Annotated in this window: 17 protein-coding genes; 9 read left to right on the top strand and 8 right to left on the bottom strand. The window is 73.1% G+C overall.

Annotated features, from left to right (window positions below; genetic code table 11):
• Positions 1 to 26: 26 nt before the first annotated feature.
• Both D1350_RS08215 and D1350_RS08210 read right to left on the bottom strand, forming a co-directional pair.
• Entirely contained in the window at positions 27 to 488 is a 462-nt protein-coding gene (locus tag D1350_RS08215) for an NfeD family protein (protein ID WP_125775513.1), read from the bottom strand.
• 68 nt (positions 489 to 556) lie between these two features.
• Positions 557 to 1,771, bottom strand: a complete 1,215-nt coding sequence (locus tag D1350_RS08210; protein ID WP_240643962.1) for an MFS transporter — start codon at positions 1,769 to 1,771, stop codon at positions 557 to 559.
• A gap of 81 nt (positions 1,772 to 1,852) precedes the next feature.
• Here D1350_RS08210 and D1350_RS08205 point away from each other — a divergent pair, with 81 nt between their 5' ends.
• Together D1350_RS08205 and D1350_RS08200 are read left to right on the top strand one after the other, a co-directional pair.
• On the top strand, positions 1,853 to 2,152 hold the full coding sequence (locus tag D1350_RS08205; protein WP_125775512.1) for a GNAT family N-acetyltransferase: 300 nt from the start codon (positions 1,853 to 1,855) through the stop codon (positions 2,150 to 2,152).
• A 39-nt stretch (positions 2,153 to 2,191) separates the two neighbouring features.
• The gene (locus D1350_RS08200; protein ID WP_125775511.1) at positions 2,192 to 2,503 is read left to right on the top strand and encodes a GNAT family N-acetyltransferase; all 312 of its coding nucleotides are present in this window, start codon (positions 2,192 to 2,194) and stop codon (positions 2,501 to 2,503) included.
• 18 nt (positions 2,504 to 2,521) lie between these two features.
• Here the strand turns inward: D1350_RS08200 and D1350_RS08195 are convergent, their stop codons facing one another.
• A complete protein-coding gene (locus D1350_RS08195; RefSeq protein ID WP_125775510.1) occupies positions 2,522 to 2,857 on the bottom strand; it encodes a rhodanese-like domain-containing protein in 336 nt (111 codons plus the stop codon).
• 71 nt (positions 2,858 to 2,928) lie between these two features.
• On the opposite strand from D1350_RS08195, the gene pgm reads away from it, so the two are divergent.
• A complete protein-coding gene (gene pgm / locus D1350_RS08190; protein WP_125775509.1) occupies positions 2,929 to 4,605 on the top strand; it encodes a phosphoglucomutase (alpha-D-glucose-1,6-bisphosphate-dependent) in 1,677 nt (558 codons plus the stop codon).
• A gap of 106 nt (positions 4,606 to 4,711) precedes the next feature.
• Here pgm and D1350_RS08185 read toward each other — a convergent pair whose 3' ends face one another.
• Entirely contained in the window at positions 4,712 to 4,903 is a 192-nt protein-coding gene (locus D1350_RS08185; RefSeq protein ID WP_125775508.1) for a hypothetical protein, read from the bottom strand.
• Positions 4,904 to 5,149: 246 nt separating this feature from the next.
• Between D1350_RS08185 and D1350_RS08180 the strand changes: the two genes are divergently transcribed.
• The 3 genes from D1350_RS08180 to D1350_RS08170 all read left to right on the top strand — a co-directional run bounded on the left by D1350_RS08180 (position 5,150) and on the right by D1350_RS08170 (position 8,292).
• Entirely contained in the window at positions 5,150 to 5,719 is a 570-nt protein-coding gene (locus D1350_RS08180) for a SigE family RNA polymerase sigma factor (protein WP_338068147.1), read from the top strand.
• Positions 5,716 to 6,777 carry a hypothetical protein gene (locus tag D1350_RS08175; protein ID WP_125775506.1) on the top strand — a complete coding sequence of 354 codons (1,062 nt, stop codon included), beginning with the start codon at positions 5,716 to 5,718 and terminating at the stop codon, positions 6,775 to 6,777. The genes D1350_RS08180 and D1350_RS08175 overlap by 4 nt, the downstream gene beginning before the upstream one ends.
• Positions 6,778 to 6,897: 120 nt before the next feature.
• Entirely contained in the window at positions 6,898 to 8,292 is a 1,395-nt protein-coding gene (locus D1350_RS08170) for a glycoside hydrolase family 6 protein (protein ID WP_125775505.1), read from the top strand.
• 86 nt (positions 8,293 to 8,378) lie between these two features.
• On the opposite strand, the gene D1350_RS08165 is transcribed toward D1350_RS08170, so the two are convergent.
• Together D1350_RS08165 and purB are read right to left on the bottom strand one after the other, a co-directional pair.
• Entirely contained in the window at positions 8,379 to 8,756 is a 378-nt protein-coding gene (locus tag D1350_RS08165) for a hypothetical protein (protein ID WP_125775504.1), read from the bottom strand.
• Positions 8,757 to 8,809: 53 nt separating this feature from the next.
• Positions 8,810 to 10,303, bottom strand: a complete 1,494-nt coding sequence (purB, locus tag D1350_RS08160; RefSeq protein ID WP_125775503.1) for an adenylosuccinate lyase — start codon at positions 10,301 to 10,303, stop codon at positions 8,810 to 8,812.
• 224 nt (positions 10,304 to 10,527) lie between these two features.
• Here purB and D1350_RS08155 point away from each other — a divergent pair, with 224 nt between their 5' ends.
• Positions 10,528 to 10,833 carry a hypothetical protein gene (locus tag D1350_RS08155; protein WP_125775502.1) on the top strand — a complete coding sequence of 102 codons (306 nt, stop codon included), beginning with the start codon at positions 10,528 to 10,530 and terminating at the stop codon, positions 10,831 to 10,833.
• Positions 10,830 to 12,302 (top strand): hypothetical protein, encoded by a 1,473-nt coding sequence (locus D1350_RS08150; RefSeq protein ID WP_125775501.1) that lies wholly within the window; start codon positions 10,830 to 10,832, stop codon positions 12,300 to 12,302. Before D1350_RS08155 ends, D1350_RS08150 begins: the two co-directional genes overlap by 4 nt.
• Here D1350_RS08150 and D1350_RS08145 read toward each other — a convergent pair.
• On the bottom strand, positions 12,292 to 12,696 hold the full coding sequence (locus D1350_RS08145; protein ID WP_125775500.1) for a phage holin family protein: 405 nt from the start codon (positions 12,694 to 12,696) through the stop codon (positions 12,292 to 12,294). The two genes, D1350_RS08150 and D1350_RS08145, sit on opposite strands and share 11 nt — an antisense overlap.
• Before the next feature lie 14 nt (positions 12,697 to 12,710).
• Here D1350_RS08145 and hisC point away from each other — a divergent pair, with 14 nt between their 5' ends.
• Positions 12,711 to 13,832, top strand: coding sequence for a histidinol-phosphate transaminase (gene hisC, locus D1350_RS08140; RefSeq protein WP_125775499.1), 1,122 nt, complete (start codon positions 12,711 to 12,713; stop codon positions 13,830 to 13,832).
• Here the strand turns inward: hisC and D1350_RS08135 are convergent.
• Positions 13,829 to 14,755, bottom strand: coding sequence for a DMT family transporter (locus D1350_RS08135; RefSeq protein WP_125775498.1), 927 nt, complete (start codon positions 14,753 to 14,755; stop codon positions 13,829 to 13,831). The genes hisC and D1350_RS08135 overlap by 4 nt on opposite strands.
• Positions 14,756 to 14,798 lie beyond the last annotated feature (43 nt).

Genomic DNA, 14,798 nt, shown 5'->3' with positions numbered 1-14,798 from the left:
TCACCCAGGAGAGGTGCCGGGCGCTGTCAGCGCGCCGGCTCGACCTTCACACGGCTCCCGTGGTGTTCGACCACGACGATCCGCATGCCCTGCTCGATGGGCTCCTCCGAGAACGCGAGGCGGTTCTCCAGCTCGGTGGCGGCGTCGAGCCGCACCTCGCCGTGACCCGGCGCCACGTCCGACGTGACGATGCCCTGCACGCCCACGAGGGAGACGGGCTCGCCGTCGTCGGACGCACCGAGGCGGCGCAGCAGGAGCTGGACGCCGAGGACCACAAGAACGCCCACGACGATCGCTACGGGGTACGAGGCGGCCACGGGCAGGCCGTTGGCCGTCACGACGGCGCCCGAGGCGCCGAAGAGCATGAGGCCCGCGCCCAGCGCGGTGCCCGACAGGGCGCCGTCCCCGAGGTCGAGGAAGTCACCGACAGTGAGGGTCAGCAGCGCGAGCGCGAGGCCGACGATCCCGATGACGACAAAGACGAGCATGCGAGCCCCGTTCATGGAGATCCTGCGAAGGTGTGCCGCAATCTACCAGCAGGGACCCACACGACATCTCAGGCGGGGCGCCGGCGCAGGGTCCGGACCGCCGTGAGGGTGACCACCGTCGCGACCCAGCCCGCGACCATGGCGACGAAGAAGCCCGCGTGCGCTCCGCCGTCGTCCACCCGGGCTCCCGCCAGGGAGGCGCCCAGCGAGGTGCCCACGCCGATGGCCGTGCCGACCCAGGCGAGGCCCTCGGTGAGCTGCTGCGGCGCCATGAGGTTCTGCACGAGCTGGTTGCCGGTGATGATCGTGGGCGCGATGGCCATCCCCGCGACGAACATGACGGCGGCGAGCATCCACAGGGAGTCGACGAACCAGAAGAGGGCGACGCCCGCGGCCAGCGCGCACATGCCGATCGCGAACCGCCGGGGCGCGGGGGAGAGCCAGTGCCGCGCACCGTACGCGAGACCGGAGATCAGGGAGCCCGCGGCGAACACGGCGAGGACCACGCCCGCCATCGCCTTGGAGCCCTGCTCCTCGGCGAAGGCGACGGTCGAGACCTCGGTCGCGCCGAAGATGACGCCGGTCGCCGCGAAGGCGACCATCAGGACCGGGACTCCCGGGACGAACACCGCCGACCGGTGCCGCCCCTCGTGCGGCGTGGCCGACACGGGCGGCTCGGTGGCGCGCTGCGCGCAGAACCAGAGTCCGCCCAGCACGGTCGCCACGGCGGCCACCACGAGGCCGGACGCCGGAGCGACCGCGGTGGCGAGCGTCGTGGCGAGGATGGGGCCCGCGATGAAGACGAGCTCGTCCACCGCCGACTCCAGCGAGTACGCCGTGTGCAGCCGGCGCGGCTCGGGGACGGCGTGCGACCAGCGGGTCCGCACCATGGAGCCGTAGGAGCCCTGGCTGGCGCCGGCCACCGCGGCGAACAGCCACAGGACGGCCTCGGGGGCGTGCAGCACCGCCGAGACCACGAGGCCTGCGAGACCCACCGCCGTGACCGCCAGCGCGGGGAGCAGCACGCCCCGCTGACCGCGGCGGTCGACGAGCCGGGCCAGCTGCGGCGAGACGAACGCCTGCGCCAGGCCCAGCACCGCGGCCACGCGTCCGGCCATCCCGTAGGAGCCGTACAGGGTCTGCACCATCAGCACGGTGCCGATGCCGATCATCGACATGGGAAGACGGGCGATGGCGGCCGCGCTCGAGAACGCGGCGGCACCGGGGGTGCTCAGGACGTCGACGTAGGGATTTCTGCGTGCTGGTGCGATGTCCTGGGCCACGGGTTCGAGTGTCGCACCAGAGGGTTGCCTGGGACGACGGATAGACGGTGATGCTGACCACCGGACGCCTACGCTGGACCGATGACGACCCCTACCGACTACACCGTCGCCGACAACACCCAGGAGTCGCGCTACGAGGCGCGCTCCGCGGAGGGGGAGGTGATGGGGGTGCTCGAGTACCGACGCGACGCGGCGGACACCTGGGTCCTGCCGTCCACCCGGACCGACCCCGCCTTCCGCGGCAGGGGGGTTGCGGGCACGCTCACCCGCCGGGCCCTCGACGACGCCCGAGCCGCCGGTGCGAGCGTGGTCCCGGTGTGCTGGTACGTGGCCGAGTGGATCGAGTCGCACCCCGAGTACGCGGACCTCGTCCGCGACTGACCGGTGGCGCCGTCCCGGCGCTGCGGCGACGATGAGCCCATGAGCGACGAGACGCAGCTGACGGTGGTGGACAACCCCGGCGAGAGCCGGTTCGACGTGCGGCTTGCTGACGGGACGGTCGTCGGCAGCGCCTACTACGAGCGCGAGCCCGGAGTCGTCATCTTCACGCACACCGAGGTGGACCCGTCGATGGAGGGCAAGGGCGTGGGCTCTCGCCTCGCGGCCGGAGCGCTGGGTCTGGCCCGGGAGGCGGGCGACCGCATCGTGCCGTTGTGCCCGTTCATCCGCGCGTACGTGAAGAAGCACCCCGAGTACGAGGATCTTGTGCTGCACCCGCACGCGGGGACGTGAACGGTCCCGGCCGGGCCGTCAGGCCTCGATGGGGAGGCCCGCCCGGGCCCAGGCGACGATGCCGCCGTCGAGGTTGACGGCGTCGAACCCCGCGGCCTCGGTGAGCCACTGGGTGGCGCGAGCCGACCGGGCGCCCGAGTGGCAGATCACGAGGACCCGCAGGTCCGGGTCGAGCTCGCCGTAGCGGGCGGGCAGGTCACCCAGGGGGATGTGCACGGAGCCCGGCACGTGCGCCGAGTCCCACTCGTCCTGCTCCCGTACATCGAGCAGCGTGGTGCCGGGCGGCACCGGCGCGGCCGCGTCGAGCTCGGTCGGGGCGATCGCCGGGACACCGGGGAACATGGGCTGGAACATACGTCCAGGGTAGGCGACGGGGTGCCGAGCCGTTCCGGCGACGGTCCACCAGACCTGGCACTATCGGTCCTATGCACCCTCGTGCCGGCACCCTTGCCCTCGAAGAAGACCTGATCGACGTCGACCGGGTGGTCGGCGCCTACTACGACCTGACACCCGATCCCGAGGACCCGGCCCAGCAGGTCGTCTTCGGCACCTCCGGGCACCGCGGCTCGTCCCTCGACCACGCCTTCAACGAGGCGCACATCGTCGCCATCACGGCGGCGATCGTCGAGTACCGGCGCTCGCAGGGCACGGACGGGCCCCTGTACATCGGCCGGGACACGCACGCACTGTCCCTCCCGGCCTGGCAGACCGCCCTCGAGGTCCTGGCCGCCGCCGAGGTGACGGTCATGATCGACGCCCGCGACTCGTACACGCCCACGCCCGCGGTGTCGCAGTCGATCCTGCTGCACAACGGCGCGGTCGCAGAGGGCGGTACCCGGGTCTCGGGGCCCGGGCTCGCGGACGGGATCGTCGTGACGCCGTCGCACAACCCCCCGCGGGACGGCGGCTTCAAGTACAACCCGCCCCACGGCGGGCCCGCCGACTCGGACGCGACCGGCTGGATCGCAGATCGCGCCAACGAGCTGCTGCGCACGGGCGGCGTGGGCGCGGTGCGCCGCCTGTCGCTCGACGAGGCGCTCGCGGCCGGGACGACGCACCGGCACGACTTTCTGACCACCTACGTCGACGACCTGTCGAACGTCGTGGACCTCGAGGCGATCCGCGCCTCCGGCGTGCGCATCGGCGCCGACCCGCTGGGCGGGGCGTCCGTGGAGTACTGGGGCGCGATCGGCGAGCGGTACGACCTCGACCTGACGGTCGTCAACCCGCAGGTGGACCCGCGGTGGGCGTTCATGACGCTCGACTGGGACGGCAAGATCCGCATGGACTGCTCCTCGCCCTACGCGATGGCGTCGCTGGTGGAGCGAATGTCCGGCGGCTCCGCGCCTTTCGACGTGGCCACCGGGAACGACGCCGACTCCGACCGGCACGGCATCGTCACGTCCGACGGGCTCATGAACCCGAACCACTACCTGGCCGTCGCCATCCAGTACCTGTACGGCGGGGCGCGGCCCTCCTGGCCGTCCGGTGCGGCGATCGGCAAGACGCTCGTGTCGTCGGCACTCATCGACCGGGTCGCCGACGGGCTCGGCCGGCGGCTGATCGAGGTGCCCGTGGGCTTCAAGTGGTTCGTCCCGGGCTTGCTGTCCGGCGAGGTGGGCTTCGGCGGGGAGGAGTCGGCGGGGGCGTCGTTCCTGCGTCGCGACGGGCGCGTCTGGTCCACGGACAAGGACGGCCTGCTGCTGGCGCTGCTGGCGTCGGAGATCCTCGCGACCACGGGCACCTCGCCGTCCGAGCATCACCGGGCGCTCGCCGAGAAGTACGGCGAGAGCTGGTACGCGAGGGTCGACGCCGCGGCGTCCCGGGAGGAGAAGTCCAAGCTGGGCAAGCTGTCGCCCGAGGCGGTCACTTCCACGTCCCTCGCGGGGCAGGAGATCACGGCGACCCTGACGAAGGCGCCGGGCAACGACGCGAAGATCGGCGGGCTCAAGGTGACGACGGCGGACGCGTGGTTCGCCGCCCGCCCGTCCGGGACCGAGGACGTGTACAAGATCTACGCCGAGTCGTTCGTGTCGGCCGATCACCTGGCCGAGGTGCAGGCCGCGGCCAAGGACCTCGTGGGGGAGGCGCTCGGAGGCTGAACCAGCCCGGAGGCTGGACGAGTGAGGGCCGGGACCGAGGCCACCACGCCTCGGTCCCGGCCCTGTGCCCGGGCGGCGCGGGGGCGCCTGACGTGTGCCCGGGGGCTTACGCGGACAGCGCGAACGCGGCTGCCGGGTCCAGGAAGGCGATCGAGAGGCTGATCGTGAGGGCGACCAGTCCGAGCGCCACGAGGATGACGATCTCTCGCCGGGTGTGCCGGGGAGAGATGGCGCGGATTCGCTCCGCGAGCAGGCCGTGCTGCGGGTGAGCGGTCGTCGCTGCGTTGCGGTGCGTCACGTCGGTCCTCCGGGGGCTGGGGTGCTCGGGGGTGATGCGTGGTGCTGGGGGTTTGGTCGCTTGTGGCCGGCGCCGCGCGCGGTGGATCGATGGTGCAGAATGCCGCCGCGCGGCGCCGTGGGGAAACTCTTCCACACTTTGCGCGACTTGTGAAGCGTTTGCCAAATGAGCGGAATCCTGGCACTTATTTTCACAAGCGTCGCCGGGCAACCCTCTCAACAGGCTGGACGTGTTCAGGGCGTGACAGTGACAGCACGAGAGCCGGCGGCGGACGACGTCGTCCTTCGGATCCTCCCGGTCCACGACCCGACGCTGGGCGGTCGTGACGCGGAGTTCACCGCCTTCATGCAGGAGGCCGAGCCGCTCCTCGCGCGCATGGCCTGGCTGCTGTGCGGTGACACGCACCGGGCCGAGGAGCTCGTGCAGCAGGCCCTCGTCCGTACCTACGTCGCCTGGCCCCGCGCCCGCGACGGCGACCCCGTCGCCTATGCACGGCGCATCCTCGCGAACGCGCGGATCGACACCTGGCGCAGACGCCGTCGCGAGGTCCTCGTCGACCCGGGGGCGCTTCGCGGTGCGCACGTCGAGTCCGCCGCCGCCGCGCACGCGGACCGCGACCGGCTGACCCGGGCGCTCGCTCAGCTGGCTCCGCGGCGTCGCCGCGTGGTGGTGCTCCGCTACCTCATGGACCTCTCCGAGCGGCAGGTCGCCGACGAGCTCCACATCTCTCCCGGAGCCGTGAAGTCGGCCGCCTCCCGCGGCCTCGCGCAGCTGCGCACCCTGCTCGCCACCGCCGACACCGAGGAGTCCCGATGAACGACACCGAGCTCGTCGACCGCCTGCGCTCGCTCGCCCAGGATCCGCCGACGATCCGCGTGGACCGCGCGGCGATCCTGACCAGTGGCCGACGCCGGCACGTCGCCAGGGCGGCGGCCGTCACCACAGGCGTGGGCGCGGTGTGTGTCGCGGCCATGGTGGGTGCCACGGCGCTGCAGCCCGGTACCGGACCCGCGGAGGTGGTGCCCGGGGGAGACCTGATGGGTGGTATGACAGCGTCGCCGCCATCCTCCCCGGCGCCGAGCCTCCCCGCGGGGCCGCCTCGCGCCGTGGTCGACGTCGAGAACGGGACCATCGGCATGCCGCTCGACCCGTGGCGGATCAGCCCCGAGGACGCTGCCGTGCTCGGCACGGCCCAGGACCACCTGCGCTACACCTGCCTGGCCGAAGCGGGGGTCGAGGGTGCGGGGTATGCCGCGCCCCGGCCCGTGGTGCCGTGGATCGACTGGACCTACGGCTATGGGGTCTGGCGCGCGGAGCAGCTGGAGGACGTCGCCCGGTACGGCTACCTCGGTGAGCCGTCCCGCGACGACGAAGCCGCGTACCCGGGGAGCCGAGGGCGCATCACAGACAGCAACCGCGCCGCCTTCGAAGCGTGCGGGCAGGCGGTGGTCGACGCGGGGCTGGCCACAGGCCAGGCCGAGGCTGACGCCCAGGAGGCCGGGACGGTGGAGGATCCAGGCCGGGTCGAGAAGGCGAGTGAGGTGGCAGCGAGGGGCGCGGCGATGGACGAGTGGCGCGCGTGCCTCCGGGTCGGGGGCGTCTCTGCGCCCGGCGAGGACGAGGGGCTGCTGCCGGGCGGGACCGATGTCTACGCAGAACCACTCGAGGGCCAGGTCCGGATCGCGGAGATCGACCTCGCCTGCAAGGAGCAGCTCGGCACGGTGCAGAAGCTCGCCGACATCGACGCCCGCCTCCAGCAGGAGTACCTCGACCGCGGCGGCCGCGAGCAGGCGGAGCGGCGGTTCGCCGCCCAGCGCCGGCAGGTGGAGTCGGCCCGGGCCTATCTCGCTCAGCACGGCATCACGGTGCCCTGACCAGGGCCGACGGCGGCTCAGCCGGGCCGCCGTCGGCCCCCTAAACGTTTCATGCGCTTTGACGTCGATGACGGGCCTTCTTAGCGTGACCGAGACATTCCCCACGAGAAGGAGCCAGTCATGCCCCAGGTACGACGACGTGCCCGCTGGGCGGCACTCGCCGCGATCGCGAGCCTGTTCACCGCCGGAGCCGTCGGCGTCAGCGTCACTACCGCGACGAGTGCCACCGCGGCCGAGGGCTGCACGGTGAGCTACCGGGTGTCGAGCCAGTGGAGCGGTGGTTTCCAGGGGGACGTGACGGTCACGAATCTCGGTGCGCCGATGTCGTCCTGGCAGCTGCGGTGGACCGCCGCGCCGGGCCAGACGGTGAACCAGGCCTGGAACGCCACCGTGTCCCAGTCGGGCACCACGGTGACGGCGTCGAGCCTGTCGTGGAACGGTGCGCTCGGTACTGGTGCCTCGGCGTCGTTCGGCTTCATCGCGTCGTGGAGCGGGACCAACCCGGTGCCCGGGTCGTTCACGCTGAACGGCGTGGCGTGCACGGGCGGCGTCGTGAACCCGACGCCTACGCCGACCGCGACTCCCCGGCCGACGCCGACCCCGACCCCGACCCCGACGCCCACCCCCAGCCCGACCCCCTCCCCGACCCCGTCGCCGACGCCCCCGGTGTCGGCGTCCAGCTTCTACGTCGACACGACCACGCAGGCGTACGCGGCCTGGACGGCGGCGAGCGGCACCGACAAGGCGCTGCTGGCGAAGATCGCGCTCAACCCGGCGTCGTACTGGGTGGGCAACTGGGCCGACGCCTCGCACGCCCGCCAGGAGGTCAGCGACTACACCTCGCGGGCCGTCGCTGCGGGCAAGACCGGCATCATCACCGTCTACGCGATCCCCGGCCGTGACTGCGGCTCGCACTCGGGTGGCGGCGTCGCCGAGAGCGAGTACGCCCGCTGGATCGACACGGTCGCGTCCGGCATCCAGGGCAACCCGTACATCATCCTGGAGCCCGACGCCCTCGCCATGCTCGGCGACTGCAGCGGCCAGGGTGACCGTGTCGGGTTCCTGAGGTACGCCGCGCAGAAGCTCACCGAGGCGGGCGGCCGCGTCTATATCGACGCCGGTCACGCGTCGTGGCTGACCCCGTCCGAGGCGGCGCGCCGGCTCAACCTGATCGGCTTCAACCACGCGGTCGGCTTCGCGATCAACACGTCGAACTACCAGACGACCGCCGCGTCCAAGTCGTGGGGCGAGCAGGTCTCGTCGATGACCGGCGGCTCGAGCTACGTGATCGACACGTCGCGCAACGGCAACGGCTCCAACGGTGAGTGGTGCAACCCGCGCGGCCGGGCCCTCGGTGAGCGGTCCACCGCCGTGAACGACTCCAGCCACCTGGACGCCCTGCTCTGGGTCAAGCTGCCCGGCGAGTCCGACGGCGCCTGCAACGGCGGCCCGGCGGCCGGCCAGTGGTGGCAGACGATCGCGCTCGAGCTGGCCCGTAACGCGTCCTGGTCGTAACCGTCCGGAGTGAGTGTGCGCGCCAGACTGCCTCCAGATCGCTCAAGCAGGGGTTGAAGCGACCTGGAGGCAGTCTGGCGCGCACCTCACGACGCGCGGCGCAGCCGCCCGCCCGTGTCCGGCCAGCCCACCGTGTACCTGTCCGTGAGGATCAGGGCCTTGCTGGCGAACGCGTTGCTCAGCACGATCCCCGAGGGGGACAGCTCGATGATCGTGAGCGGCTCGTCGGACCCGTCGAGCAGCCAGGGCTCGGCCAGCTCGCGCAGTCCGCGGTCGAGGACCAGCTCCTCCGCCTCATGAAAGCCCAGCACGCCGCCGACGGCGTGCCCGAGGCGGTTCCGGGGGACCACCTCGCCGTAGTCCTCGGTGACCGGCTCGAGGTAGCCCACGGTCTCGCCGTCCTCTCGTGTGACGGCGAGCCAGCGGTCGGTGGGCACGGCGGGCGGCGTCTCGGCGGGCGTCATGCCGTCACGGTAGCCGGGCGGGGCTGACGCGCCACCTGCATTTGCGCAGGTCCTCAGGCCAGGTGGTCCCTGACGAGCTGCTCGGCCAGGCCCGTGTAGCCGGCGGGCGTGAGCTCGCTCAGGCGCGCGGCGACGTCGTCGGGCAGGCCGAGGCCCGCGACGAACTCGCGCATGCGGGCGGCGTCCACACGCTGTCCGCGCGTGAGGTCCTTGAGCCGCTCGTACGGGTTCTCCATGCCGGGCACGCCGGCGACCGACGCCGCGCGCATCGCCGACTGCACGGGCTCGCCCAGCACCTCCCAGTTCTGGTCGAGGTCGTCGCGGAGGAGCGTCTCGTTCACGGCCAGGGCCCGGAGGCCGCGTGACACGTTGTCCAGCGCCAGCAGACCGTGGCCGAACGCCGGGCCGATGTTCCGCTGCGTCGTCGAGTCGGTGAGGTCGCGCTGCATGCGGCTGGTCACGAGCGTGGCCGACAGCGTGTCGAGCAGCGCGCACGCGATCTCGAGGTTGGCCTCGGCGTTCTCGAAGCGGATCGGGTTGATCTTGTGCGGCATCGTGGACGAGCCCGTGGCGCCCGCGACCGGGATCTGCGTGAAGAACCCGAGCGAGATGTACGTCCACACGTCGGTGGCGAGGTTGTGGAGGATCCGGTTGAAGCGGGCCATGTCGGCGTAGATCTCGGCCTGCCAGTCGTGCGACTCGATCTGCGTGGTCAGCGGGTTCCAGGTGAGGCCGAGACCCTCGACGAACGTCTTCGACACGGCCTGCCAGTCGGCCCCCGGCACGGCCACGACGTGCGCGCCGTAGGTGCCCGTGGCCCCGTTGAGCTTGCCCAGGTACTCGCCGGTCTCGATGCGGCGGAGCTGGCGGCGCAGGCGGTGAGCCAGGACGGCGAGCTCCTTGCCGAGCGTGGACGGGGTGGCCGGCTGCCCGTGCGTGCGGCTGAGCAGCGGGACGGCGGCATGGTCGCGGGCCATGTCGGCGAGCTGGTCGGCGAGTGCGGTGGCGGCGGGCAGCCAGACCTCGCGCACCGCACCCTGGACCATGAGCGCGTACGACAGGTTGTTGATGTCCTCGCTGGTGCAGGCGAAGTGCACGAGCTCGCTCACGGCCGGGAGGTTGCTGGTGCCCAGGGCCTCGGGGGCCGCGGCGATGCGGCGCTTGATGAAGTACTCGACGGCCTTGACGTCGTGGACCGTCTCCCGCTCGATCGCGGCGAGCTCCGCGATCTCGTCCGCGCCGAAGGTGGCGGGGATCCGGCGCAGGTACTCCTGCTCGTCGGCCGTCAGCGCGGTGGCCCCGGGGACCACCGGGGCGGCGACGCCCGGCGCGCCGTTGCACAGCATGATCAGCCACTCCACCTCGACGTGGATCCGCGCCCGGTTCAGCGCGGCCTCGCTGAGGTGGTCCACCAGCGGGGCGACGGCGGCCCGGTAGCGGCCGTCCAGCGGCCCGAGGGCGATGGGCGGCGTCACCTCGGCGAGGGAGATCCGGGCGGCGGTGGGGGCGGCGGTGGCGGGGGCGCTGGTCTCGGGCACGTCCTGCATTCTCCCACGGCAGGTCGCGGGACCGCCGGGAAAGACCATCCTGCAGGCGTTCCGCGGCTGCGACCCCGACCACAGGCGGCCATCCCGCCGATCCGTGCACAGGCCAGCCCCGCTGCCCGTCGGCGGCGCTCGCCTCCGGTCTAGCGTCGTCGGTGCGGGGTCGGTGCGGGGTCGGTGCGGGGGTCGGTGCAGGGTCGGGGCGGGCGAGCGGAGGGCGGACCAGGATGGGTGCGGGACAGATCGACGAGTGCCTGGCGACACTGGCGGGCCTGCGCGACCCGGTGGGACTGCTCGCCGCGGCGGGCGCCGCTGCGCTGTCGGCGCACGACGCGGGCCGGGCGGCGTCCGCCGTGGCGTGGGAGTCGCCAGGCGCCCAGGTGTTCCGCGAGGCGATGGCCGACGCTCAGGCGGCGGTGGCGCGAGACCTGGACCACCTGGACGAGGCGCTGCGGCTCGCCGCTACGTACCTGCTCGCCGTCGACGACGCCCGGCGTGCAGCCGCGGCCCGTATCGCGGGGGCTGCCGCATGAGCGACGCGGCCGACGCCATCGTGGTGACCGGCGGAACCCGCGTCACGTCGGTCGTCGCCGAGGAGGTGCGGCTCGCCGCGGCCCGGGTCACCACCGCCGCCGACCACCTTCGTACGGCGGCGGGACGGTGCTCGGAGGCGCGCACCGTCGTCGCACAGGACGTGCTGCTCTGGGCCGGGCCGCAGCCCGGGCTCCACCGGGCCAGGGCCGCGGCGCTCGAGGTGGTCGACGAGGTGGCGCGACGGCTCTGGGCCGCTGCGGAGCTGTACGACCTCCTGGGATGGCGGCTCCTCCGGGCTGCCGGTCTGTACGAGGAGGCCGAGTCCGTGGCCACCCGGATCGTGGGGGCCCTCGTGACGGCGGAGGGTTTCGTGCAGGGCGCGTTCTGGTCCGGCGGGAACCGGTGGCTCGCGGCCGCAGCAGCCGGCGGCGTGCTCGCCACGCTCGCCCGCCGCACAGGCACCCCCGCGGTGCTGTTCGACGGGGTCGCGCCGTGGGCCACACGGGCTGCGGCGCCGTGGTCGGACGAGCTGGTGGCCGGCCTCGGTGCCGGGGTGGCCTGGTCCCACCCGCGTGCCGCGGGCGGCGACCTGAGCACCAGCGGTGGCGCCAGGGTGCTCGCCGACGCCGTGCGACGCGCGCCCATCGTCGACGTACCGGCCGGGCTGACCGTGACCCAGCTCCAGGCCGGCGACTTCGGCTCGGGCGGGCTGCCGGAGTGGGCGGATTCGGGCGGGTCCCTTGCCGACTCCCTGCGCCGCGTGGCCGACCTCTATCCGTGGGCAGGCGACGCGCCCTACGCCACCGTCGCCGTCCAGCGCGTGGCCGCACCTGATGGCGGGGTCTCGTGGACGGTGCTGATCCCCGGCACGGAGTCGGTCCTTCCGGCGGACCACCCCTGGGACGCAGTCACCGACCTCGACCTCATGGCCCGGCAGCAGGACGGCGCGTCCGCCACGGTGCAGGCCGCCCTGGCGGCCGCAGGCGCCGGACCCGACGAGCCGGTCACGCTCGTGGGTCACAGCCTGGGTGGTATCGCCGCCATGGCCCTCGCCTCGGCGCCCGCGTTCACGGACCGGTACCGGCTCGGGGGAGTGGTGACCGCCGGTGCTCCCGTGGCGCAGCTCGCGTCCCCGCCCGGTGTCCCCGCGCTGCACCTGGAGACCCCCCAGGAGCTGGTCTCGAACACCGACGGACGCAGCAGCGCCGAGAACCCACGCACCGCCGACCGCGTGACCGTCGCCCGGGACCTCGCCGGGTCGCAGGACCCCGGCGACCGGGCCGCCTCGGGGAACCTGGCCGCGGCGCACGGAGTGGCCACGCACGCGCGCACGCTCGATCTGGCCATGGCGTCCGGTGACGTGCGGGTCGCCGGCGTCGTCGCCCGGATCGAGCCGCTGCTCGACGGGAAGGAGGTCACGACGACCTTCTACCGCGCCGAGCGAGCGCCCGTCGGGATCAGTCCTTGAGCTTCTTCGGCAGCAGGGCGGTCAGGACCATCTGGATGATCGAGATCACCAGTGCGCCCAGCACGAACCACCAGAAGCCGCCGTTCACCTCGAGGCCGATCTGGTTCCCGAAGAACCAGTCGGCGTTCGAGATGAGCGTGGTGATCCACAGCATCAGCGCGTTCACCAGCAGGGTGAACAGGCCCAGCGTCAGGATGTAGAGGGGGAGGGACAGGAGCTGCACGATCGGCTTGATGATCATGTTCACCAGCCCGTAGATCACGGCGACCACGAGCGTCGAGAGGACCATGCCCCCGGTGGAGCCGTCGCTCACGACATTGAGGTAGTTGCTGAGGAGCCAGGCGGACAGCCCGATCGCGGCGGCTGTGATGACGATACGGACCAGGATCTTCATGAAGGCATCGTGGCATGCTGAGGCCCGTGGAAACACCCTTGTCGTCGGCCGGTCGCGAGACCGTCGCCGCTTCCGTGCCGCTCCGTCCCGCCGTCTCCGCCCTGCCGGCCTACGTCCCGGGCGCGCGGGTCGCGCCCGGAGGCCGAGCGTGGAAGCTCTCGTCGAACGAGAACCCGTACCAGCCGCTGCCCTCGGTCATCGCCGCCATCACGGCCGCTGCGGGGGAGATCAACCGGTACCCCGACATGTACGCGTCCGAGCTCGTCGAGGCGCTCGCGGGCCACGTGGGCGTGCCGCCCGAGCAGGTCGTCGTGGGCAACGGCTCCGTGGCCGTGCTCTCGCACGTGCTGCAGGCCGTGGTCGACGCGGGCGACGAGGTCGTCTACCCGTGGCGTTCCTTCGAGGCCTACCCGATCGCGGTGGCCGTGGCGGGCGGCACGAGCGTGACGGTCCCGCTCGAGCCCGGGACCGGTCGGCTCGACCTGGCGGCCATGGCCGCAGCGGTGACGCCTCGCACCCGCGTGGTGCTGGTCTGCACCCCCAACAACCCCACCGGCCCGGTGGTGCGCGCGGACGAGCTGTCGGCCTTCCTCGCCGCCGTGCCGTCGGACGTGCTCGTCGTGGTGGACGAGGCGTACCTGGAGTTCGTGCGGGACCCGGCGGCGCCGTCGGGCACCGAGGTTCTCGCGGCGCACGCCAACGTGGTGCTCCTGCGCACCCTGTCCAAGGCGTACGGGCTCGCCGGGCTGCGTGTCGGCTACGCGGTGGCTGAGCCCCGGCTCGCCGCGGGCATCCGCGCGGTGTCCACGCCCTTCGGCGTCTCCCACGTGGCGCAGGCCGCGGCGCTCGCCTCGCTGGCCCAGCCGGCGCAGACCGAGCTGATGGAACGGGTCGACGCGCTCGTGGCCGAGCGCACCCGCGTGCAGGACGCGCTGCGCGAGCAGGGCTGGGAGCTGCCGGAGTCGCAGGCCAACTTCGTGTGGTTCGGACTGGGCCAGGCCACGCTGGAGTGCGCGGCCCAGGCCTCCGCCGCGGGCGTGCTGGTCCGGCCGTTCGCTGGCGACGGACTGCGGGTGAGCATCGGCGAGCCGGCGGCGAACGACGCGTTCCTGGCGGTCGCGAAGTCCTGGGTCTAGCGGCGACCGGAGGCGCCGGCCCGGACCCCGAGCGTCACCCCCGCGACGACCACCGCGACCCCCAGCCAGACGACGGGCCCGGGGGCCGGCTCGCCCAGGGCGATCCCGCCGACCGCTGACACCACCGGGACCACGCCGGTGAACAGCCCGGCCCGGCCCGGGCCGATCCGGCCGACAGCGGTGTACCAGAGCAGGAAGGCGACGACCGTGACGCCGAGGGCGAGGTGCAGCGTGGCGAGCAGGTGCTCGACGCGCAGCGCCGCCACAGCCCCCGGCCCCTCCGTCGCCAGGCTGAGGACCCACAGGCCCGCGGCGGCGATCCAGGCGGCGTGCAGCGACACCCCGTGCGGACCGAGCCTGCCCAGCACCGGCACGGCGAGCAGCGTGAACCCCGCCTCGCAGACCAGCGTCAGCAGCGCGTAACCGAGGCCCGCCGCGTCCGTGCGCCCGCCGCCGGTCACGAGGACGGCCCCCACGGTCACCACGACCGCGGCGGCCACGACGACAGGCGAGGGCCGAGCACCACCGAGCAGCGGGCCCACCAGCGCCAGGAGCACCGGCACCGTCGCCACGGCCACCCCGATCACGGCGGGCTCGGCGTGCGCCACGCCCCGCACCACTCCCACGTTGAACAGCACGAGCCCCGTCAGCGCGACGCCCGACACCCAGGCCCACTCCCTCCCCCGCGGGACGGGGAGCTGTCGTCCGGTGAGCCGGACCACCACGACGAGCACCAGGGCTGCCAGCGTGTACCGGACGGCCTGCACGGCGAACAGGGGAGCGTCGGCGAGCACCCCCGACACGGCGACCTGGCTGCCGACCAGCGACATGCCGAGCGCCGCGAACAGGGGTCCGGTCCAGGGGCGCTGGTGCTGGACGGACTGCGTCGGGTCGTCGGTCACGGTGGCGCTTCGCGTGGGCATGCTTCTCAGCCTGGTCGCGCTTTGGTATATCTGACAGCACCAA

The organism is Antribacter gilvus (assembly GCF_003946865.1).
GTDB classification, from domain to species: Bacteria; Actinomycetota; Actinomycetes; order Actinomycetales; family Cellulomonadaceae; genus Antribacter; species Antribacter gilvus.
Note: the sequence above shows the minus strand (reverse complement) of the source record. Positions and strands in the feature narration are given on the sequence as shown.